Source organism: Rossellomorea sp. GAMAL-10_SWC (assembly GCF_049568075.1).
In the GTDB taxonomy this organism is placed as follows: domain Bacteria; phylum Bacillota; class Bacilli; order Bacillales; family Bacillaceae_G; genus Gottfriedia.
In genome coordinates, this window is the sequence record NZ_CP144911.1 from 2,553,956 (window position 1) to 2,574,861 (window position 20,906).

Below are 20,906 nucleotides of genomic sequence, written 5' to 3' on the forward strand. Positions count from 1 at the left end.
CCCTTTATTGTTATAACGCCAACATCTTGATCATTGCAGTACTTAGCCCACAACATTGTATTGCTATTTTTCGCCAGATCATCCACTTTAATCTAGTACTTGATTTCGTCGATTATTTACATAATATTTAATATAAAAGCTCATATTATTTCCTTGAAAATATTTTGAGACTTGTTTTGATAAAATACTCCATTATTCATCTACTCCACACCAATCTAGTAAAGTGTAAGCAATTACCTCCGTACAACGAAACAATTCATCTAGATCAATGTATTCATTTGGATAATGTGCAACCTTCGTTTCTCCTGGTCCAAACACAATAGTAGGTATTTGTTTTATTTGTGTAAATAAACCGCCGTCCGTACCCCATGGAGAGGCTTCAATAATTGGTTCATTTTTATAAACATATTGATATGATTTCTTTAGAGATTCCATAAATGGATGCTCAAGATCAATACTACCTGGTAACCATCTTGCTCCAAAAAATTCAAGCTCTACCGGATTTTCAATAAACCAATCATCAATTAATGAGAGTGTTTTAAGCCACCTCGTTATTTCAAGTTTAGCTTCTTCGATTGTTTCATTTGGTGAAACACCTAGCCTTCCCTCAAGAGTAACTAGATCCGAGACAGAGGAGGGCCAAGTACCTCCATTTATTTTTCCGATATTAATTGGAATTGGAATTGGCACATTTTTGTATAGTGGATCATCTAGTAATCTTGTATTTCGAACTTTTTCTAATTGATTTATATGATTAATAACCATTATACTTTTTTCAATTGCACTAATACCTTCATACCTTGTTCCACCGTGGGCGACTTTACCTTTTACTTTTATTCGAAACCAAACACTACCTTGCTGTTTCGGAAAAATTTTCATTTTAGTTGGTTCTGGAATAAGGACAGCATCAGCTTCGTATCCTCGTAATATCGTTGCTAGCGTACCTGCCCCTCCGCTTTCTTCCTCAATAACACTTTCAAAATAGATGTCGCCTTTAAGAGGAATATTACATTTTTTTATTGCTTCAATCGCAAATAATGCAGCAACATTTCCGCCCTTCATATCTGTTGTTCCCCTACCATATAAGCGATTCCCAACGATTGCACCACTATACGGATGGCGCTCCCAACTACTTAGTTCACCCTCAGGAACCACATCAATATGTCCATTTAATATAATCGATCTACCATTACCTGTTCCCTTAAAAATTGCAACGATATTCGGACTATCTTCAAATGAAGTTCGTTCTGAAATAAAATAAGATGATTTTGTTAATTCCTCAATTGACGGCTCAAAACGATCAATCACTAATCCTAGATTTTGTAAATAATTTGAGACAATTTTTTGTGCAGCAGCTTCATTTCCTGAAACACTTTTTTCACGAACAAGATTTTGAAGTAATTCAATTGCCTTGTTCTTATTTTTATGAATGTAGTCATTAATTTTAACTTTCAAATCCAATCTTGATCACTCCCAACGATGAACAATAACATTTGGGTTCACAAATAGTGGAGCACCAGTTTTCTCAATCACATCGCTGACTAAATATGGGGACATTACTTCATTTAACCAAAGCTCTCCATTTTCTTTTTTAACTTCAATTACGGCCATTTCAGTAATGATTAAATCTACGCAATTTGGAGATGTAAGAGGGAGTGTACATTCAGAGACTATTTTTGGGTCACCATTTTTATTAGTATGGTTCATTAAAACAATTACTTTTTTTGATTTTTGAGCTAAGTCCATTGCTCCACCAATTCCTGGCACTCTTTTACCAGGGACAATCCAATTTGCTAAATCCCCATTTTTACTGACTTCGAGGGCACCTAGTACTGTTAAATCTAATAAACCTTTTCGAATAATCGCAAAGGCTATGCTACTATCAAAATAACTTGAACCTGGAATTAATGTTACAGGTAATCCTGCAGCATTACATAAATTCTCATCTTCCTCACCTTTTTGCGGAGTAGGCCCTAAACCTAATACGCCATTTTCTGCATGGAACATTACTTGGCAATCATCTGGTAAGTAATTTGGGATCAGTGAAGGAATTCCAATCCCAAGATTCACAATCATACCGCTTTTTACTTCTTTTGCTGCACGTTTTGCCATCATTTCCCTAGGATTTATTTTTCCCAAACCCACTTCCAATTCACCCCTTCCGATTGAACGATGTGGTTTACGAAAGCGCCAGGCACGATAATTTCTTCAGGTTCTAATGCTCCTAATGGAACAATTTCATCAACTTCCGCAATTGTGATTTTTCCGGCCATTGCTACATAAGGATTCGTATTGCGAGCACTCTTATCAAAAACTAAATTCCCAAAAGGGTCTGCTTTCTTCGCATATACAATTGAAACATCTGAAATAAGAGGAGTTTCAACTAAATACTCTTTCCCTAATACATTCACTCTCTGTTTATCAATATCTATTACACTATCAATCCCAATATCCACTAAAACGCCACCTAATCCAACTCCACCCGCTCGGATCCGTTCGATAAATGTACCTTGAGGACTGAACTCTATTTCTAACGTACCATCTGTCATTTGCTTTCCAGCATTCGGATTTGATCCGATATGTGTTGTAATCATTTTTTTTACTCTTTTAGCCGTCACTAATTGGCCAATCCCAACATCAGGAAACCCCGTATCATTTCCAATTAGAGTAAGATCTTTCACACCTTTCTCTAAAATGCTCCTTATTAATGTTGGTGGGTTACCGATTCCTCCAAACCCACCGAACATTAACACCATATCATCTTTAAAATAAAGCAAAGCTTCTTCAATACTAATGATTTTTCCGAAAGTATTGATTGCCATTATTCGATCTCCTTTGCTTCTTGATTTAGCTCATTAAATACTTCCTTCAATAAAGTTAGCAATTCATTTACTTGCGCAACAGTAATGACTAAAGGTGGAGAAAGCAAGAAACTATTTTCAGATCTTCCATATGGACCACTAACAGATGGATACAGTAATAATCCATGATTTTTAGCAATCTCAATTACACGATTTGTTACACTTTTACATTCAAAGAAATCTTCATTTATTTCTATTCCGATCAGTAGTCCTTCTCCCCTGACATCGAATAGAAAAGGATACTCTTTCTGCCATTCCTTTAGTTTTAATTTAATCTTCTCACCTTGTATTTTAGAATTTTGTACTAATCCATTTTTTTCGACATAGTTTAAAACCGCTAAAGCTATACTTGCAGAGAGAGGATTCGCACTAAACGTATGTCCACTCATAACAAGTCGACTGCCTTCTAATATTGGTTGCATTACACGATCACTTGCGACTGCTACAGCAATTGGCGTATAACCAGCAGCTAATCCCTTACCAAGGACTAATAAATCGGGCACACAATTCCAATGGTTCATTCCGAACATTTCCCCAGTTCTACCTATTCCCGTCATTACTTCGTCCGCAATAAGTAACACATCATGTTTATCACAAATTTCTTTAATTTTTTCATAATATCCTTTTGGAGGAGTTAACGCAGCTCCTGCCGCACCAACAATAGGTTCAGCTATAAAGGCTGCTACATTTTCAGAACCTAATTTCTGAATTGTACGGTCAAGTGCGGTCGCACAAAGTAAACCACAATTTCCAGGCTCTAATTCAAATGGGCACCTTTTGCAATACGGCGCTTCAACCATTGGATAATCCTCTAGTAAACTAGTAAAACGTTTCCTCCTTAAAGGATGCCCTGACATAGATAAGGATCCGATGGTGATGCCATGATAGCTCATGCTCCTTGATATAATCTTCGTTTTCGAATGAATTCCTCTTTCTTGAAAATGCTGTATTGCCATTTTCATAGCCGTTTCAGTTGCTTCAGTACCACTATTAACAAAAAAACTCCAATTTAAATCTCCAGGTGCTAGCTGAGCTATTTTTTCAGCTAATTGTTCTGCCGCCTCACTCGTAAACTGTGATCTATAAACAAACGCCACTTTAGAGGCCTGTTTTACCATTTCATCAATTATTTCCTTCACACCATGACCAATACTTGCAGCAACTGCACCCGAAGAACCATCAATATATTTCTTTCCTTGCTTGTCCCATAGGTAGATAGTTTCTCCTCGATCAATTGTTGGATAACTATCACCTACAAGTGGTTTTATTAAATAATCCCTTTTAGTCATACTATCCCACCATCTTTCACTTAGATCTCATTACTATATATATAGTTGAAAGAGCATGAAGTTAGACTAATGAAAAACAATAGGGTTTACGTCGAATGAAATTATGTTGATTACAACTTAAAAAGACCACAAAAATGTGGTCTCAGACTGTTGACAAACGCTCGCTTTCTTCGTTGCTTCACCTGCCTGCGCGGTGCTCATTACGTCTAGGGTAACTCCGCTCCTCACCAGGCTTCGCGCCTCGAAAGACAAGCGCTTGCAATCAGTCTGAAAGTCAGGTTTTTAGTACTTTGTCTACACACTGAAACCACAAAAATGTGGTTTTAACTTTCCTTTATGTATTTAGCAAACGAATTAGTTTACAACGAAGCTATTAATAACTTTTAGGTTAAAGGATTAAAAATTACAGGAACATCTAACTCGAATTGAACTTTTTTTGCCAATAATGCTCCCATTTGATTATGTTTAATTTTCTTAACTTTTTGTAGTGAAGGTGCCTTAAATAAATCTACTGAATTTTGATATTCAAGTACCCATGATATTATTTCTCTAGATAACTCTTCAGATATGTGGAGGTCATCAATATCAAAATTCCAATTACACTTTGCACACCAAATGGGATCAGCAAAATCTGCTTCTACTCGATATAATTCATCATGACTACATTTATTTTTATAAATAATAAAAATCCCCTTTAATCTTTAATTGCAATATTTCTTTTATATTCGATTCTTTGACATTAAAAAAAGCTTCGAGAAGATTCCTCTCTTAGCTCTTTTTAGTATCACCTAAGCAGTCTAAATGAACAGCTTCTGTTATTTTTTATTTCCGAATTTCATCATTAAATAGTAACTTACTTTAGGGAATACTGAATAAACTTTTGCTCCAAATCCCATCCATGAAGGTAGATCGATTTCATGAACATTTTTTCCAATTAAAGAAATAACTTTCGAAGCAACTTTTTCAGGGTCTAACATCATTCTCCGAACAGATTTTGCGTATGATCCTGACTCATCTGCTATCTCAAAAAACGGTGTATCCATCGGACCTGGATTTATATTCGTAATATAGATTCCGTCTTTTTCAACTTCTTGTCTTAAAGCATTGCTGAATCCTAGCACTGCATGCTTAGAACCTGCATATGCTGCAGCCTTTGAAGTTGCAATCTTACCGGCTAAAGAAGCGATATTAATAATATGACCCTTCCCTTTTAGCTTCATAGACGTAAGGGCAAGCTTTGAACATATCATGACTCCAAATACGTTGACATCAAACATTTGCTTCATATCTTGAAGTGACATTTGTTCAACTGTTTGAAATAGACCATACCCTGCATTATTTATTAAAACATCGATTCCATCAAATTGCTCTTCGATTTGATGAAATGCATCGTATACTGCATTTTCATCTGTCACATCTACAACAAAATAATGACATTTAACTGGAAAATCTTCTTGTATTTTTGCCTTTAAGTTTTTTAGCTCTGTTTCTCTTCTAGCAATTAAGACGATATTAGCGCCTTGTTTTGCTGCAGTTAAAGCTAAATCTTTCCCAAGACCACTCGAAGCACCTGTTATTACTACCGTTTGGTTACTTAACCTCAAAAATTTCCACCTCTATTATTGACTGACTGAATGCTCATTCGTTTTATACTCAAGTATACCATCATTTCGTTCATTTAAACTAATAAAACCTAAGTTTTCCAGGTAGTCTAATTGACCAATTGTTTCAGACAAAGTAAGTGAAAGTTGTTTTTGATAAACCTTTGGAAATAACATTTGGCAAACTTCATATGCAGTTAACGGTTGTTTTTTTATCATTTCATATACTTTTTCAGATCTAGCTTTTTGCTTTTCTAATCTACTTTTTACTAACCCTTTAATATCTGTAACTGGTTCACCATGACCAGTATATAATTTTGTAATCGGAAGTTCCGCTATTCTTTTTAAAGAGTGATTGTATTGTAATAATGGTTTTACACGTTCGGTTTCACCATTTAATGGTGGCTCAATAATTGGGTTTGAAGAAACCTTATCTAATAATAAATCTCCACCGAATGCAATGCCATCATCCTCACTGAATAAAGAAATGTGAGAAGTTGCATGACCAGGTGTGTACAATACTTTCAACCCAAAAATACTATCAATTTGATCGCCTTCATCTATCGTATGAGTTAAAGAACGAATACTAGTATATGGCATTTTCTCTGTTGTACGTGGCATTCTTTGTACATATTCTTGTGGTACACCGTATAATAGTGCATTTTCAATAAAGTACTCATTATAGTAATTTAGGAATGATTGTTCCTGAGTTAAATACGGAATATTTCGTTCATGGCCTAAAATCTTCACATCTTCATTGAACTCTTCTAATAATCCTGCATGGTCTGGATGATGATGAGTTAAAATGACCTGTTCAATATCTTCTACTTTATACCCTATTTTATCTAATTCACTTTTAAGTACATCTAATGTATCTGGCGTATTCGTTCCTGTATCAATTAAAGTCAATAAATCTCCTTCAACTAAAAAAACATTTACTGTATTCATTGCATAAGGTACCGGGAGTGTAATTTGGTGAATCTTATCTTCAGGGATCATGTTAATTCCTCCTTATCTGAATCTTCTTACAGTTAATTCTAATATACATTTAAAAAAATACAAACAAAGATGATTAGAATTTTACATTAATATAATACCAGAACCTAGAAAGTACTTTGAACACGGGGATCGATAAAGGTATTTTGCCTGCATCTAAAAATTAGTTAAAAATATTTTTAAAAAATGATATAAAAGTAACTAGGAATATAGCTTTTATTTCTCTAATATAAATATCTATTACAATAGAGGAGAGGTGAATGTAATGTTTCTAGGAAAAGTTGCGTTTATTGGTGCAGGTAGTATCGCAGAAGCATTAATTGCAGGATTAATTGATAGTGGGTATATTGAGAGTGATCAAATTGCAATCACTAATAGGGGTGATTTAGAACGTTTAGATAGTTTACATACAAAATATGGTGTATTAGCTACTACTAACCGTCAGCTAGCAATCTCTGGTTCAAGTGTAGTTTTTTTAGCGATGAAGCCTAAAGATGTTACAATCGCTCTTGATCAAATTAAAAGTTTTTTCAATGAAAAACAATTAATTATTTCATTAGTAGCAGGTGTTACAATTAGTACACTTAAACAGTTATTAGGAAATGAAAATCTGAATATTGTTCGAGCAATGCCAACTACGTCTTCACTCGTAAGAAAATCTGCTACAGCACTTGCTTATCCAGATGAAGTTCCTTATGAAAAAGTGCAAACAGCAAAAAAATTATTTGAGCGTGTCGGTATTGTCGCTAAAGTTGAAGAAGACGAATTACATGCTATGACTGGATTATTTGGTAGTGGTCCAGCCTATATATATTATGTCATCGAACAATTTGAACGAGCTGCAATGGCACTAGGGATCCATCGTGATATTGCCAAGCCATTTATTCAACAAACTTTAATGGGTTCGATTTCAATGCTTCAAGAAACGAATAAATCTCCATTAACATTGAGGAAGAAAGTTACTAGCCCAAATGGCACTACTCAAGCTGGAATATCTGTTCTTGAAGACCGTGAAGTTGCTAATTCATTTTTAAATTGCTTTATTGAAGCAACTGTCCGATCACGTGAGATTCAAGAGGAGTATGAAAAAATTAATAAAATTTAATCAGCTTGTCATGACTCTCTTCTTTAGGTAATAAAATGATACAGGTAACTGTGTTGTCCTAAGGGGGAGAGTTTTCTGATGAAAATAACAAACAGTAGAGTATTACGAGCAAGTATTAAGCGTATTCTCATCACAATTGCTTTAATCGTTACACTAGTTTTAATTGTTGGCTTTCTAACAATCAGTTATGTTGTTGGTAATTCAATGGTAGAAGCAAAAGGCAAACCACTTAGCTACCCTCAAAAAGTATCAACTCTCCTACTATTAAAATTCGATTCATTAAAGAAAAATAAAGAATCAAATCATGAAGTACATAAAAAGCTAAATTAAGGGTTTAACTAAGTCCAAGCCTATCAAACTAGCATCAAAAATTACAAATCAAATTAAAAATATGCTTATAAAAAAAGAGCAAGGGACTGTATAATGATCCCCTTGCTCTTCTTTTTAATCATTTTTGAGTAGCATGACTTGTTGCAACTTCTTCATGCATAATATGAAACTCTTTTTTAATAATATCTTTTTTCAACTTAATATAATCGTCTTCACTAATAGTTGGTGGTAGCGTAATTAAAACTCTTCGATAAACCGAATCACTATCTAGTGTAATACAGCTCTTCAAATTAGAATATTTATTTACAAGCTTAGCTAATCTTGCTAATGCACCTTCATGTTCCATCGTACTAACAGTTAATGAATAACCGCCGTCCTTTAGTCCCCATGCTTCTTCTAATAATTCAAAAACTGTTTTATGCGTTAAAATTCCTACAAATTCATTTAAATCATTTACTACTGCTAAATATGGAAAACGTTTAATCGTAAAGAATACTTTGAAAAATGGTGAATCCTCCTGAATTGGTGGACATTCTTTGCGCACAAAATCATTTACTGTCTTGCCTTGCAAAGAATCGTTATCTACTAAATACTCAGCTAGATCAACACGATAAAGATTCCCAACATACTCTTTATCATTTTCACTTAAAACCGGAATACATCGATATTTTGTTTTCTTTAAAAGATCCCATGCAAACTGCGCCTCAGTTGAAACCATACAATGAACTACATCATGTTTTTTTACGATATTACCTTTAATTCTCAATAATAACCCTACTTTCAAAATTTATTTTACTAATCATTCTTAATTTTTCTATTTTAAAAACACATATACAAAAATTAAAACTCCTTCAAGTCGCATGTTTTAATTAAAAGCACTGTTAACATAAGTAGAATCGATTCAAGCCCCTCATCCCAAAGATTGAAACTCTACAAACCTCCTTATACGCTCCTTAAATGTAGGATCTTTATTTATGTGGGAATCTTACGTTAATAAATAACAATGTCTTTTAAAACCATCTCGAAGCCTTTCATAATTAATTCGCCCTTTCTCAAAATGTACCTTTTTTGTTTCGCAAACTAATTCAAAATTTTCAAATAATTTTACAATACTATTTAAAGTCAACATCATATCTATATTTTTAAAAGAGAAATTTATTCCAAAATAATCAAAGAAAAGACAAAAAATCTGGTTCGTGAGGTACTTAGAATGTATTTTCTTGTAATTTAGTTACTCATAAAAGGTTCATGAGGTACTTATTTTGCTTTTTGGTTCATGAGGTACTTAAATTGCTTTTTCTTGTAAGTTACTTCCTCATAACTGGTTCATGAGGTACTTAATTTGCTTTTTCTCTGTACCTCCTTATAAAAGGTTCATAAGTAACTTAAATTGCTTTTTCTTGAGAATTACTTACTCATAACCTCCTGTAGTGGAAATCCACCTCACTCATCTACTTCTCAGTGAAAAAAAATGAAATTAGTTGAATTGTTCCATTTTAAATCCACACAAAAAAAGAAGAGATAGGTGATCTCTTCTTCTCGAAAACGATTATGCTTCTTGCTTTACTTTATTCGTTAGTTCTTTTTTTAATAAGTCAATTTTGTAATCAAATGATTGAAGATCAAATTCTGAACGAACTCTTAGCTCTAAATCACGAATTTGTTTTTCAAAGTAGTTGAAGTCAATTGATGGCATTTTACTATTAAGTAAATGGTGAGTTTCATTTATTTTTTTTGTCGCGTGAGCCATGTTTTGGCGAGACATTAAGTCATATTTTTTCGTATGAAGCTCTTTTAACTTTTTTTCAATTTGATTAACTTGCTCATGCATAAAGCTAATTTCTTCTTCTGTTTTAGCGATTAACGTAACAAACTTTTCAGCTTGTTCTTTATAAAAAGCTAGATCTTCAGTTGCACGTTTGATTAACTCTTCAGCTCCAGCTTCATTTGCAACCTTTAATTGTTCTTCACGTTTTTGCACCATTTGAAGTGCTCCCTCACGTTCGACCTGGAATTTCGTACGTAATGAGTAATGTCTTTCAAGTAATCCCCTTACTTTTCCTAATTCACTTTCAGATTGTTTAATGAAGTAATTTAATTGTGAGATAGGATTTTGTTGTTCTTTCTCATCTAATAAGCCATGTAAATCCGCTGAGATTTGATTTTTAATACGAGTAAATAAGTTTTTCATAGTCATACACTCCTCTTATTTTATAGGGTTGAAATTTTCATCATAAATATTAAATTCATCATCTTTAAGGTTTTTTTGATTTTTATAATCTTTATATAGGTAATAAAGCAAAATTGCTGCTGCTGCACCTATTAAAGAAGGAAGACCACTTATTGCAATCGATAATCCGATTAATCCAATAATTGTCCAGATGATTTTCATTAAAATCGAATCTGTTTTCATAAACTTTTTAAAACTGAAATATGTGATTACTAACCCAAGTGCTAAAGTAATCAAGCCACCTAAATTCGCTAAAGCAACTCCAATTAATATTAGTACGAGGATAAAAGTTAAGAACTTCTTCATGACCTCGTCGCCTCCTTTCAACTTATACTCTTATCTTATACAAGTTTTTATATTGGAATAATGGCCTGAGGAATGGTTTTATATCAGACTTAAGAAGTAGAAAAGCCAGAAACACAAAAAACCAGATCAATTTGGATAATCCATTGATCTGGTTTTGACTAAAAATTAGGAAGTTTAACTCCTGCTTTTAATTGTAATAGTTGTGATACCGTTACAAACTGATAACCTTGCTTTTGAAGAGCTGGTAAGATTTGTTTCAGTGCTTCGATAGTTTGACTACGGTCACCGCCGTGATCATGAAAAAGAACAATATCTCCTTTTCTAGTATCTTTTAATACATTTGATACGATTTTATATACTCCAGGATTTTGCCAATCAAATGTATCCTGATGCCATGACCACATTACAGTTAAATAGCCAAGATCATGCACTGTATTTATCGAACGCTCACTATAGTAACCAAATGGTGGTCTAAATAATACTGGTTCGACATGAGTTGCAGCTATAATTGCATCATGAGTTTTATGTAATTGATCTCTTATTTGATCATCAGTTAAATACTGAAGTCTAGCATGCGTATATGTATGATTCGCAACTTCATGACCTTCTTCTATTTCTCTCATTACAACTTCAGGAAATTTCGCAACTCTCTCACCCACTAAAAAAAATGTTGCTTTAGCATTATACTTCTTTAACAAATCTAAAACTTCTGGAGTATATTCATCATTCGGCCCATCATCAAATGTAATTGCTATTACTTTCTCTTTTACAGGTACCTCCCAAATAGCAGTACCTTGCTTTTCATAGTAATATCGATTTTTACTTTCAGCTGATGCATTAATAGAACTGTAAAAAATAGATTGGAAATAAAAAATAAATAAAAGGATAACTTTTAATTGTTTCAAAGCCATGACCTTCCTTTTACGCAGAATACTTATATCATGTCTCTAAACTATTCTTTTATGTACACTTCTCAACTTTTTAAAAGCTCTGCATCTTAACTGAAAAATTTCAATCTTGAAAATTAATCATTTCTTGTGATTTCGTATTCATCAAAATCATTCGCTATATATGTATGATCAAAGATTTCACGTGCTTCATCTAATAATTTTTTTGAAGCTTCCCCTTGATATCTTGCACTAATATGTGTTAAATAGAGTGTTTTAATTTCCTCACATTTAGCAACAGTTGCAATTTGAGTACTTGTAGTATGGAAATAATCATATGCATGAGCTGTTTCATCGTCTGCAAAGGTTGATTCATGTACTAATACATCCATACCTCTTGCAAGCAAATTACTTTTATCAGTTATACGAGTATCCCCTGCTATTGCAATGCGTCGACCTTTTTTTGAAGGCCCAATAAAATCCTTACCATTTAAAATTCTTCCATCCTCTAACGTTACTGTTTTCCCTTCTTTTAGGAATTTATAAACTGGCCCTGGTTTTACACCAATTTTCTTTAATTCCCCTACGTTCAATTCCCCAGGTAAATCCTTTTCAATAATTTGATAACCAAATGATTGAATCCCATGTTCAAGCTCTACTGCTTGAACAATAAATTGGTCATCTTCAAAAACGATCCCTTCAGAAGTTTCAACATAATGAATCGGATATTTCAAATAAGTACCACTAATTTTAAAGCTGGTCTCTACATAATCCTTTAACCCTTTAGGTCCATAAATTGTTAATAAATCTTCTCCACCTAGGAAAGTTCTACTACTTAATAATCCAGGTAATCCAAAGATATGATCGCCATGGCAATGAGTAATAAAAATTTTCTCGATTCGTCGTGGCCGAATTGTCGTATGTAATATTTGATGCTGTGTTGCTTCACCACAATCGAAAAGCCAAGTCGCTCCTCTTTCCTCTAAAAGCTGTAATGCAATACTTGTTACATTCCTACCTTTTGATGGCATTCCTGCTCCCGTTCCTAAAAATACAAGCTTCACGTTCATGCCTCCATCTTAATCATTTCTAATTGTTACAGTACCACTTGTATATTAAATTGCCAACACTTTAAAGAATGATTTATGAATTGATTGGGAAATTTACACAATAGAGCTTAGTTTTTAAAAAATAATAAATGGAGGAAAACAATGCGAAGTCGTTTTTTCCAAATCGCCACTGTCTCACTAATTGCTAGCCTTACTTTAACCAGCTGTGCTAATCGAAATAATAATATAAGTGCATCGGAGAAAGAAAAAGAAAATGATTTTAAGATTGGAATTGTTATGGGTAAAACTGAAATTCACGATAAAGGATTTAACCAAGCAGTTTGGGATGGAATTATAGAAACTGGAAAGAAACATGGTTGGAAGGAAAATAAAAATTATGTAAAAACTGATGCCCCAAACGACAAAGCAGCAAAAAAAGAATTAATGAAGTATGCAAAGAAAAAATATGATTTAACATTTGGAATAGGCTATTCATTTCAAAAAACCATCTCTGAAGTTGCGAGTAAAGAAAAAAAATCTGACTTTGTCATAATTGATGGGATTGTTGAAAAACCAAATGTCGTAAGTGTTACCTATCGTGAAGAGCAATCAGCATTCCTCGCTGGTATTGCAGCAGCGATGAACACTAAAACGCATAAGATTGGATTTATCGGTGGTACAAAAGATCCATTTATAAAAAGATTTGAATACGGATTTAAAGCAGGTGTTATGTCAGTCGATCCAAAAATAAAAGTATTGACTGAATTTGCAAATTCATATGATAAACCTGCAGAGGGAAGTAAATTAGCAAAGGCCCTATACAATGATAAAGGTGTAGATATAATTTTCCAAGTAGCAGGAAAAACAGGATTAGGTGTATTTACTGAAGCTAAAAAATTAAAGAAAAATGGTAAAAAGGTTTGGGTAATTGGTGTTGACCGGGATCAATATAAACAAGGATTACCTGAAAATGTCACCTTAACATCAGCAATTAAACGAATAGATAAAGGCGTAGATGAAGTAATTACAAAGAAATTAAAAGGGAACTTTCAAGGCGGACGCATTTTGAGATGGGGCATTAAAGAAAATGGCGTTGACCTTGCAAAAACAGATAAGAATTTAAATAAAGACACAAAAGAACAAGTTGATTTATATAAAGCAAATATAAGAACAGGGCATATCGAAGTACCAGAAACAAAAAAGGATTTTGATAACTTCTCTCCTACAAAGCCTGAAAAAGCAGAAATTAAAAAGAAAAAAGTAAAAATTGGTAAATAAAAAATTCTTGTCCAATTATATGAATATTCTGCATATAGTATAGTACCAACAAAAAAAGTTAGGTGTGATACTATGTCAATTCGAGATTTCATATTACTCTTCTATTGTTTTATCATCTTTTTATCTGTACCAATTGGGTATAGATATGCTTCAAGGAAAACAAAAGAGACTGGACAATTTTTACCGTATTTAGTAGTATCGCTTGCCATTGTTTTAGCAGACGGAATCCTTTCTATTTTAGTTTGGTCATTTTTTACATCACAAATGGATACATTCATGTATATAGGTGGATTACTTACTGGAATGATTTTCACATCAATCTGTGGTCTATTACTACTATCCGTTTTACTTTTAAGAAGAAAATATTTTTTAAACGCATTTGTTGATCTGAACACTGCTAGAATCGGAACGAATCCACCACCTGATGATCAATCAACCAATGATATAAAGAAATAGAGCTCTCATGCTCTATTTCTTTTTTACTTGAAAATCAGTTATTCCATATAAAAATTTCGTAATTCGAAGCTAATAAATTGAGATTTAGTTCTAATATTGTTTATACTTTCTTTAATTGATTTAGGAGGTTTCATAATGAAAGTTACAATTTATTCGGACTATGTATGTCCGTTTTGCTATTTAGGAAAAAAACCACTTGAGGACGCTATGAAAGAAGTTAGCGACGTAGAGCTTGTATGGAAACCATTCCAATTAAGACCTGAGGGAGTTGAACCTTTAAGTCCAAATAGTTCTTATATTCAACAAGGATGGAAATTCGGTGTTCAACCACTTGCACAAAAACTCGGTGTAGAGATGATTTTACCAACTATGGATCCTCATCCTTCAACTAAAAAAGCTCACAGAGGCTTTTTTTTCGCTGAAGAAAATGGAAAAGGTGCTGAATATGCACAAGCGGTTTTGGCAGACTTTTGGACAGAAGGCAAAGAAATTGGTGATGTAGACGTACTTGCAGATATCGCTGAAAAACTTGGCTTAGACCGTTCTCAATTCATAGATGCTGTTTCAAATTCTAAGTATGACTCATCGATCCAAAACCCTAATTTTATTAATGCAGTACCAACATTTATAATTGGTGATCAAGTTTTACAAGGTGTTCAAAGTAAAGAGGCATTTATTCAAGCTTTAAACAACCAAAAACTTGTTGAGCAGTCTTCATTAAGCTGCGATATCGATGGAAACTGTTAATACTCTTTAATCAAAAAGGATATCTCTTAAGTTTGTTTAACTTACTAACTTATGGGACATCCTTTTTAATTTTAATAAATCAAGTGGGATAAACAATTTTTTAATTCATTATTTTGCTGATCGTTTTTGGTTCATTCTTAATCAAGAACAAACACGAATAACAAATCATTTCCCAGCTACTTTAACTTGACTCCAATCGATAACAAATGGATTACCAGTTAAATTTTTTCTTACTTCAGTAACAATACTCATTTGCTTTACAACTTCTGATTGAATTAATTTTTCTCCATCCCCACTACCATCATAATACAATGGCTTCTTCTCCATGATGTCACCTCCATTACTAATCAATGAATTATATTCTCTTTCTGTGTCGAAAACCCCTTTTTGAAATTGGAAATTCCCAAAACTTTTTACTCAAAAAATTATTTTCAATGAGCAATTTGTAATACTTCAATTCTTTTATGCAAAGAACATGATACCTATTTCTTTAATTATTTAATTTTTCTTACTATAATTACAATATAATTCTATTTTGAAAGGTGTTTTTCTCATGATAAAAGTTGGTATTATTGGTCTTGGTGCAATTGGCCAAAGATTAATTCCTTTATTTTCAAACAACCAAGAAACAAAAATAGTAGCAATATGTGACACTTTAGAAGAAAGAGTTCAAGAAACAAGTAGCCAATTAGAATCAGTTTTAACTTTTACAAATCATCTTGAGATGCTTGAAAATGCTGAACTTGATCTCGTTTATGTGACTGTACCTCCAAAATATCACTATTCGGTAGTATCTGATATAATCGCAAAAGGAATTAATGTGCTTTGTGAAAAGCCTTTGGCAAATTCAACAGAGGAAGCTCTAGGACTTTATACTCAAGCTAAAGAAAAAGGTATTTTTCATGCTATGAACTTTCCATTAAACTATAATGTTGGTAGTAAGTCTTTTGCTAGCCTTATAAAATCTGGATATGTTGGTGACTTAAGAAGAATCGAATTAAAGATGCGTTTTCCAAATTGGCCGAGACTATGGCAACAAAATGAATGGGTTGCTACTAAAGAACAAGGAGGTTATGTATTAGAGGTTGGTGTGCATTATATTCAACAAATTCAAAAGATTTTTGGTAACATGAAAGTCAATACGAAACATATGCAATATCCCGCTGACCCTATTGCTTCCGAAAATGGAATTATCGCCTTTTTAGAATTAGAAGATGGCACTCCTGTATTAATAGATGGCTTAAGCCAAATTGCAGGTGAAGAAGAAATTAAATTTACAGCATATGGTTCGGAAGGAACTCTTTCTTTAGTAAATTGGGCTAGTTTAGAAGGAGGAAAAATCGGCGAGCCAATTCAACAAATTGAAGCCGATCAAACTTTAGCTGATTCATTAATTGACAATTTAGTAAAGGCTCTAAAAGGTGAAGAAGCTACAATCATAGATTTCTCTGAAGGCTACAAAGCACAAGTAGTTTTAGAAGCATTAAGAGGATAAATCCCTACATAAAAGAAAAGGTGCTCTCTTTATGAAGCACCTTTTTTAACGCTTATAATAAATAATCGGATTTATTTTACCGGAATCCAAATTTCAGTATAATAATCTTCACTAAATGGATTTCCTTCCGGATAAAGTTCAAATTCAGGGATGCCTGCATGTGAATAGCCGCTTGAAGGAAACCATTCCGAAAAAATCTTCTTCCATGCCGATTGCATTGCATGTGGCATTGCTCCGTGAACACCAAATACAGCCCATTTTGATGCAGGAATTTCATGATGATAAAAACCTTCTGGTACATCTCCTTCATATTCGGTTGCAACCCAATATTCTAGTAGATTTTTTGATTTTTGCTCTTCGCTCATCATACACACACCTAAAACACCTTTAATGTCACCGTTGTTAATTTCGTACAAACGATCACTCGTACCATTTTCATTAACCTCATCCCACATTTTAGGAATCAGTTGCTGTTGTTGATCATTCAAATAAGAAAACTCTTTTTTCACGCCAACTACTTGAAAAGCACTTTTTTCAACAATATTAAATTGCATTGGTTCTGCTCCCTTCAAACTCACCTGAATAACAAGGCGGTTATATGATTTTAGATTTCCAATAAACTTTCTTGCTTCACTTGGTGTTACACCATGCTGTCTTCTAAACGCTTTTGCAAAAGCCTCAGGAGAGTCATACCTGTATTTCAAGGCAATGTCTATTATTTTATGATCAGTAGTTGTTAATTCATTGGCCGCTAGCGTCAATCTTCTTCGCCTTATATATTCAGCTATATTAATATCAGTTAAAATTGAAAATGTTCGCTGAAAATGAAAAACAGATGAATTAGCTTTTTTAGAAATTTCTTCAATCGTTAACTCGTTTAATAAATTGTCTTCAATATAATCAATTGCCTTTTGTAAAGATTCAACCCAAGCCATATGACTCCTCCCTTATTTACATCCTAACAAGTTAAAATTATTGAGTCCTGTCTTTTTATGCTCTTTTGTGACAGATAATAGTCAATTAGCCTCTTTTCGATCAGCCATTGCTAAAATGATAACCGTACTTATAATACATAGACTACCGATCCAGTCTATCATTTCAAAATTTATTCTTAACCAAATGACTGATAGTACAGCTGCTGATAATGGTTCCACACATGCAAGTAAGCTAGATTCAGAAGCATTAATATACTTTAAACTCTCTAAATAACAATAAAAGGCTATTAACGTCCCAAAAATAACAATAAAAATGACTGCGAAATATGCACTCATCGACCAATGACCTTGGAAATTAAAGGGTGAATGTATGAAGCTAAAACAAATTCCACCGATTAGCATTCCCCAACCTACTACGATTGTCGACCCAAATTTTTTTAAAAGATTTTGAGGTTGTATTGAATAGAATGCTAAAGCAAAAGCGGAAGTAAGTCCCCAAAACAATGCCCATCCAGTAATAGACAATCCTTTAATCGTTCCATGTGTTACCAATAAATATGTCCCTGCAAACGCTAAAATGACAGCCAGTACCTCTTTTCTAGTTGGTCCTTTTTTGAAACGCATTGCTAAATAGCATGTAATAATGACAGGTGCCAAATATTGTAAAATTGTTGCAGTAGCAGCATTTGATGCTTTTATTGTGGCGAAGTATGTATATTGAACTGCTAACATCCCAAGAATACTAAATAACAATAGACTTAAGACATCCTTCTTATCCTTCCAAACTTCTGTTATATTTCTTTTTTCTTTCAGACTAGCAAAAATTAATAGGATGATTCCTGAAAACAATAATCGAATAACTACTAACCATTCTGGACTAAAATGATTTCTTTGAAATACAAATTGTGCAACAGTTCCAGATATGCCCCATAATATTGCCGCAGTTAATACGAGAATAATTCCCTTCGTTCTAGAATTTGTTAAGGCAATCTTATCTGCGCTCATTTTTACTCCCTCCACAAAAAACAACAAATTAAAATAAGTTAATAAAAAAATCGTACCTAACTATTCAGAATATATCAATCAAAAATCTCATAATTTTCAACAATTAGATTAATTGAGAAATTGTGATTAGAAATTGCTTAATTGGAAAAATTGAACATATACGATTTTGTATTAAATGATTTAGGAGACTAGTCTATGAATGAGTTATTTGAATGTATCATAGTAGGGGGAGGTTTCGCAGGTTTACAGGCATCAATTCAGCTTGGGCGATACCAAAGGAATGTACTCGTAATTGACTCAAATTATGGGCGCTCAACATTATGTAAAACATATCGCAATATATTAGGTTGGCCGAATAGTGTAAGTGGACAAGAGCTAAGACAACTAGGAAGAAAACATGCTGAAGTCTATGGTGTATCATTCACCCAAGATAAAGTAATAGGTATACATAACGTAAACAATCAATTCTTAATAGAGACGAAAGCAGGAAAATCTTATTCTGCCAAAACAGTCTTACTCGCAACTGGACTAATTGATCGAATTCCTCAAATTAAAAATCTAGTCGATTGTCTTGGATCGACAATTTATGTTTGTCCAGACTGTGATGGATATGAAATTTTAAATAAAAGTGTTTTAATACTTGGATCTGGTAATACTGGTGCAAATCTCGCCATAACATTAGCTTATTGGTCAAAACAAATTACATATATTAATCACGAAGGACATGACGTTGATACCAAATTAAATGATCAACTACAGAAAATTGGAATTCACTATCGAAAAGAAAACATTAAAGAAGTACTCAAAGAAGATGATTCCACTTTTAAAGGCATTTGTTTACAAAGTGGTGAAATAATTTATGGGGACCGAGCTTTTATTGGTTTTGGTGGAAATGAAGTACAAAATAATCTTGCTATCCAACTAGGGGTAAATCTTTTAAATAATAAGCACGTTATTGTAGACCCACGAACAAGGGAGACGAATGTTCCAAATGTATGGGCAGCCGGCGATTTAGTAGCCCATTCTCAACAAGTCACAATAGCAATGGGCGATGGTACCCAAGCCGCTGTTTGGATTCAAAAAAGATTATTAGAAATGAGTGTAAAAGATTCATAAACAACTTACAAAGATAAGCGATTTGCCCCCACCCTATCCATTCTCTAACAAATTTACTATTTAAGCTCAACAAAAAAAGTATTACATCATTTAATGAAGTAATACTTTTTTTCTGTTTTCATCTTAATAAATCGTTTTAGAAAAATACTTTTAATAAAGTATACATAGTGATGATTGCTAAAATAAACACTAAAATTGGTATTAATATTCGGATGAAAGTTGAAGGCATTCGATATCTTCTATAAGTATCCTCAATACAAATAATACATAGTAAATAGATTAATCCTGATATGATTGCTCTAGTTAAATCAAAATTCCCAAGTGATCTAATGGTGTGATTAACATGTTTAACATGCTGAAATATATAAAATTGTACAAGATTGAAAATTAAAAATAATAAAAAATAATAAAATACACTTAATATATAAGTACTAAACTTTATCTTTTCATGCTCAATATTTTGACGCTTTCTAATAAAGCGCTTCTTATGTCGCTCTTTCCTCGGTATAAATTGTTCGTCCATTTTAGTACATCCTTAGTTTAAAAATTGAATTATTTAAATCAAATTCTTACCTATATTGTACATAAACATTCCATTATTTAAAAATTTATAATACTTCTCTATAAAATTTACATCAAACTACTTAATCATAAAAATAATTATACCAAATTTCGTTGAATACATTTACTATTTTTTTCCAAAAAAATATAAAAAAAGTGTACTTAGATTGAATCTAGGTACACTTTCTCACGCTGTTGAAAAACAACCTTGTCAATTAAATTACCAAATTTTCGTAAAAGGAGTAGAGTAATGTTGATTTCCACTACTGGATGCTCTTCGCTTTCGATGGAGCGAGACCAAGCCTCCTAGGCGAGTCTGCGGGGTCTCAGCCTTCCCGCTTATCCCATAGGAGTCTTAGGATTATGACAACATCTTTATTTTGTTTGTTAAATGCTCGTAAACCTTTTATGAGTATGGGCTCTTCTTCTTTTTCCTATTTTACTTCCTCATGAACCTTTCATGAGTAACCTTTTTTCTTCTTTTTCCTGTTTTACTTCCTCATGAACCTCTCATGAGGAACCTTTTTTCTTCTTTTTCCTGTTTGACTTCCTATGAACCTCTCATGAGGAACCTTTTTTCTTCTTTTCCCTGTTTTACTTCCTCATGAACCTTTCACGAATTATGAGAAGGTGTACTTAGAACTAGTCTAAGTACACCT

Annotated in this window: 23 protein-coding genes; 7 read left to right on the plus strand and 16 right to left on the minus strand. The window is 33.2% G+C overall.

From position 1 onward, the window contains the following. Window positions 1-192 precede the first annotated feature (192 nt). The 7 genes from V5E38_RS12650 to V5E38_RS12680 all read right to left on the minus strand — a co-directional run bounded on the left by V5E38_RS12650 (window position 193) and on the right by V5E38_RS12680 (window position 6,750). On the minus strand, window positions 193-1,461 hold the full coding sequence (locus V5E38_RS12650) for a zinc-binding metallopeptidase family protein (protein WP_499210286.1): 1,269 nt from the start codon (window positions 1,459-1,461) through the stop codon (window positions 193-195). A 6-nt stretch (window positions 1,462-1,467) separates the two neighbouring features. Continuing rightward, window positions 1,468-2,145 (minus strand): 3-oxoacid CoA-transferase subunit B, encoded by a 678-nt coding sequence (locus V5E38_RS12655; protein ID WP_387327491.1) that lies wholly within the window; start codon window positions 2,143-2,145, stop codon window positions 1,468-1,470. Next, window positions 2,127-2,756 (minus strand): CoA transferase subunit A, encoded by a 630-nt coding sequence (locus tag V5E38_RS12660; protein ID WP_499213573.1) that lies wholly within the window; start codon window positions 2,754-2,756, stop codon window positions 2,127-2,129. The genes V5E38_RS12655 and V5E38_RS12660 overlap by 19 nt, the downstream gene beginning before the upstream one ends. A gap of 65 nt (window positions 2,757-2,821) precedes the next feature. After that, on the minus strand, window positions 2,822-4,150 hold the full coding sequence (locus V5E38_RS12665; RefSeq protein WP_499210287.1) for a PLP-dependent aminotransferase family protein: 1,329 nt from the start codon (window positions 4,148-4,150) through the stop codon (window positions 2,822-2,824). Window positions 4,151-4,533: 383 nt separating this feature from the next. Further along, complete coding sequence (locus tag V5E38_RS12670; RefSeq protein ID WP_499213574.1) at window positions 4,534-4,839, minus strand: immunity protein CdiI family protein; 306 nt, start codon at window positions 4,837-4,839, stop codon at window positions 4,534-4,536. Window positions 4,840-4,965: 126 nt separating this feature from the next. Further along, on the minus strand, window positions 4,966-5,754 hold the full coding sequence (locus V5E38_RS12675; RefSeq protein WP_499210288.1) for an SDR family NAD(P)-dependent oxidoreductase: 789 nt from the start codon (window positions 5,752-5,754) through the stop codon (window positions 4,966-4,968). A gap of 15 nt (window positions 5,755-5,769) precedes the next feature. Beyond that, window positions 5,770-6,750: an MBL fold metallo-hydrolase gene (locus V5E38_RS12680; protein ID WP_499210289.1), complete on the minus strand. Its 981-nt coding sequence runs from the start codon at window positions 6,748-6,750 to the stop codon at window positions 5,770-5,772. Window positions 6,751-7,012: 262 nt separating this feature from the next. Here V5E38_RS12680 and proC point away from each other — a divergent pair, with 262 nt between their 5' ends. Continuing rightward, the gene (proC, locus tag V5E38_RS12685; protein WP_499210290.1) at window positions 7,013-7,852 is read left to right on the plus strand and encodes a pyrroline-5-carboxylate reductase family protein; all 840 of its coding nucleotides are present in this window, start codon (window positions 7,013-7,015) and stop codon (window positions 7,850-7,852) included. A gap of 78 nt (window positions 7,853-7,930) precedes the next feature. Then, complete coding sequence (locus V5E38_RS12690; protein ID WP_097974601.1) at window positions 7,931-8,182, plus strand: hypothetical protein; 252 nt, start codon at window positions 7,931-7,933, stop codon at window positions 8,180-8,182. Window positions 8,183-8,300: 118 nt separating this feature from the next. Here the strand turns inward: V5E38_RS12690 and cbpA are convergent, their stop codons facing one another. The 5 genes from cbpA to rnz form a co-directional block, all read right to left on the minus strand. Continuing rightward, complete coding sequence (gene cbpA / locus V5E38_RS12695) at window positions 8,301-8,948, minus strand: cyclic di-AMP binding protein CbpA (protein WP_025671671.1); 648 nt, start codon at window positions 8,946-8,948, stop codon at window positions 8,301-8,303. 783 nt (window positions 8,949-9,731) lie between these two features. Continuing rightward, complete coding sequence (locus V5E38_RS12700; RefSeq protein ID WP_069033441.1) at window positions 9,732-10,373, minus strand: PspA/IM30 family protein; 642 nt, start codon at window positions 10,371-10,373, stop codon at window positions 9,732-9,734. Window positions 10,374-10,388: 15 nt separating this feature from the next. Beyond that, complete coding sequence (locus V5E38_RS12705; RefSeq protein ID WP_387327473.1) at window positions 10,389-10,718, minus strand: lmo0954 family membrane protein; 330 nt, start codon at window positions 10,716-10,718, stop codon at window positions 10,389-10,391. A gap of 158 nt (window positions 10,719-10,876) precedes the next feature. Beyond that, the gene (locus tag V5E38_RS12710; RefSeq protein ID WP_499210291.1) at window positions 10,877-11,629 is read right to left on the minus strand and encodes a polysaccharide deacetylase family protein; all 753 of its coding nucleotides are present in this window, start codon (window positions 11,627-11,629) and stop codon (window positions 10,877-10,879) included. Window positions 11,630-11,742: 113 nt separating this feature from the next. Next, the gene (gene rnz, locus V5E38_RS12715; RefSeq protein WP_499210292.1) at window positions 11,743-12,669 is read right to left on the minus strand and encodes a ribonuclease Z; all 927 of its coding nucleotides are present in this window, start codon (window positions 12,667-12,669) and stop codon (window positions 11,743-11,745) included. Window positions 12,670-12,816: 147 nt separating this feature from the next. Between rnz and V5E38_RS12720 the strand changes: the two genes are divergently transcribed. From V5E38_RS12720 to V5E38_RS12730, 3 genes are all read left to right on the plus strand, one after another. Next, entirely contained in the window at window positions 12,817-13,932 is a 1,116-nt protein-coding gene (locus V5E38_RS12720; protein ID WP_499210293.1) for a BMP family lipoprotein, read from the plus strand. Window positions 13,933-14,004: 72 nt separating this feature from the next. Next, complete coding sequence (locus V5E38_RS12725) at window positions 14,005-14,388, plus strand: hypothetical protein (protein ID WP_499210294.1); 384 nt, start codon at window positions 14,005-14,007, stop codon at window positions 14,386-14,388. Window positions 14,389-14,523: 135 nt separating this feature from the next. Next, window positions 14,524-15,135 (plus strand): DsbA family oxidoreductase, encoded by a 612-nt coding sequence (locus V5E38_RS12730; RefSeq protein ID WP_499210295.1) that lies wholly within the window; start codon window positions 14,524-14,526, stop codon window positions 15,133-15,135. A 165-nt stretch (window positions 15,136-15,300) separates the two neighbouring features. Here the strand turns inward: V5E38_RS12730 and V5E38_RS12735 are convergent, their stop codons facing one another. Beyond that, on the minus strand, window positions 15,301-15,462 hold the full coding sequence (locus tag V5E38_RS12735; RefSeq protein WP_176522467.1) for a hypothetical protein: 162 nt from the start codon (window positions 15,460-15,462) through the stop codon (window positions 15,301-15,303). Between the two features lie 226 nt (window positions 15,463-15,688). On the opposite strand from V5E38_RS12735, the gene V5E38_RS12740 reads away from it, so the two are divergent. After that, a complete protein-coding gene (locus V5E38_RS12740; protein WP_499210296.1) occupies window positions 15,689-16,630 on the plus strand; it encodes a Gfo/Idh/MocA family protein in 942 nt (313 codons plus the stop codon). A 71-nt stretch (window positions 16,631-16,701) separates the two neighbouring features. Here the strand turns inward: V5E38_RS12740 and V5E38_RS12745 are convergent, their stop codons facing one another. Together V5E38_RS12745 and V5E38_RS12750 are read right to left on the minus strand one after the other, a co-directional pair. After that, the gene (locus V5E38_RS12745; protein WP_499210297.1) at window positions 16,702-17,565 is read right to left on the minus strand and encodes an AraC family transcriptional regulator; all 864 of its coding nucleotides are present in this window, start codon (window positions 17,563-17,565) and stop codon (window positions 16,702-16,704) included. Window positions 17,566-17,646: 81 nt separating this feature from the next. Continuing rightward, the gene (locus V5E38_RS12750) at window positions 17,647-18,570 is read right to left on the minus strand and encodes a DMT family transporter (RefSeq protein ID WP_499210298.1); all 924 of its coding nucleotides are present in this window, start codon (window positions 18,568-18,570) and stop codon (window positions 17,647-17,649) included. A 195-nt stretch (window positions 18,571-18,765) separates the two neighbouring features. Between V5E38_RS12750 and V5E38_RS12755 the strand changes: the two genes are divergently transcribed. Beyond that, window positions 18,766-19,686, plus strand: coding sequence for an NAD(P)/FAD-dependent oxidoreductase (locus V5E38_RS12755; RefSeq protein WP_499210299.1), 921 nt, complete (start codon window positions 18,766-18,768; stop codon window positions 19,684-19,686). Between the two features lie 136 nt (window positions 19,687-19,822). Here the strand turns inward: V5E38_RS12755 and V5E38_RS12760 are convergent, their stop codons facing one another. Continuing rightward, a complete protein-coding gene (locus V5E38_RS12760) occupies window positions 19,823-20,209 on the minus strand; it encodes a hypothetical protein (protein ID WP_499210300.1) in 387 nt (128 codons plus the stop codon). Between the last annotated feature and the right edge of the window lie 697 nt (window positions 20,210-20,906).

Bases quoted from the DNA above. Each gene is read 5' to 3' on its own strand.
- V5E38_RS12705 (WP_387327473.1), bottom strand. From the start codon at position 10,718: ATGAAGAAGTTCTTAACTTTTATCCTCGTACTAATATTAATTGGAGTT.
- V5E38_RS12740 (WP_499210296.1), top strand. From the start codon at position 15,689: ATGATAAAAGTTGGTATTATTGGTCTTGGTGCAATTGGCCAAAGATTA.
- V5E38_RS12745 (WP_499210297.1), bottom strand. From the start codon at position 17,565: ATGGCTTGGGTTGAATCTTTACAAAAGGCAATTGATTATATTGAAGAC.
- V5E38_RS12725 (WP_499210294.1), top strand. From the start codon at position 14,005: ATGTCAATTCGAGATTTCATATTACTCTTCTATTGTTTTATCATCTTT.
- V5E38_RS12720 (WP_499210293.1), top strand. From the start codon at position 12,817: ATGCGAAGTCGTTTTTTCCAAATCGCCACTGTCTCACTAATTGCTAGC.
- V5E38_RS12700 (WP_069033441.1), bottom strand. From the start codon at position 10,373: ATGAAAAACTTATTTACTCGTATTAAAAATCAAATCTCAGCGGATTTA.
- V5E38_RS12760 (WP_499210300.1), bottom strand. From the start codon at position 20,209: ATGGACGAACAATTTATACCGAGGAAAGAGCGACATAAGAAGCGCTTT.
- V5E38_RS12690 (WP_097974601.1), top strand. From the start codon at position 7,931: ATGAAAATAACAAACAGTAGAGTATTACGAGCAAGTATTAAGCGTATT.
- V5E38_RS12680 (WP_499210289.1), bottom strand. From the start codon at position 6,750: ATGATCCCTGAAGATAAGATTCACCAAATTACACTCCCGGTACCTTAT.
- V5E38_RS12735 (WP_176522467.1), bottom strand. From the start codon at position 15,462: ATGGAGAAGAAGCCATTGTATTATGATGGTAGTGGGGATGGAGAAAAA.
- V5E38_RS12660 (WP_499213573.1), bottom strand. From the start codon at position 2,756: ATGGTGTTAATGTTCGGTGGGTTTGGAGGAATCGGTAACCCACCAACA.
- V5E38_RS12710 (WP_499210291.1), bottom strand. From the start codon at position 11,629: ATGGCTTTGAAACAATTAAAAGTTATCCTTTTATTTATTTTTTATTTC.
- V5E38_RS12750 (WP_499210298.1), bottom strand. From the start codon at position 18,570: ATGAGCGCAGATAAGATTGCCTTAACAAATTCTAGAACGAAGGGAATT.
- V5E38_RS12665 (WP_499210287.1), bottom strand. From the start codon at position 4,150: ATGACTAAAAGGGATTATTTAATAAAACCACTTGTAGGTGATAGTTAT.
- V5E38_RS12730 (WP_499210295.1), top strand. From the start codon at position 14,524: ATGAAAGTTACAATTTATTCGGACTATGTATGTCCGTTTTGCTATTTA.
- V5E38_RS12755 (WP_499210299.1), top strand. From the start codon at position 18,766: ATGAATGAGTTATTTGAATGTATCATAGTAGGGGGAGGTTTCGCAGGT.
- proC (WP_499210290.1), top strand. From the start codon at position 7,013: ATGTTTCTAGGAAAAGTTGCGTTTATTGGTGCAGGTAGTATCGCAGAA.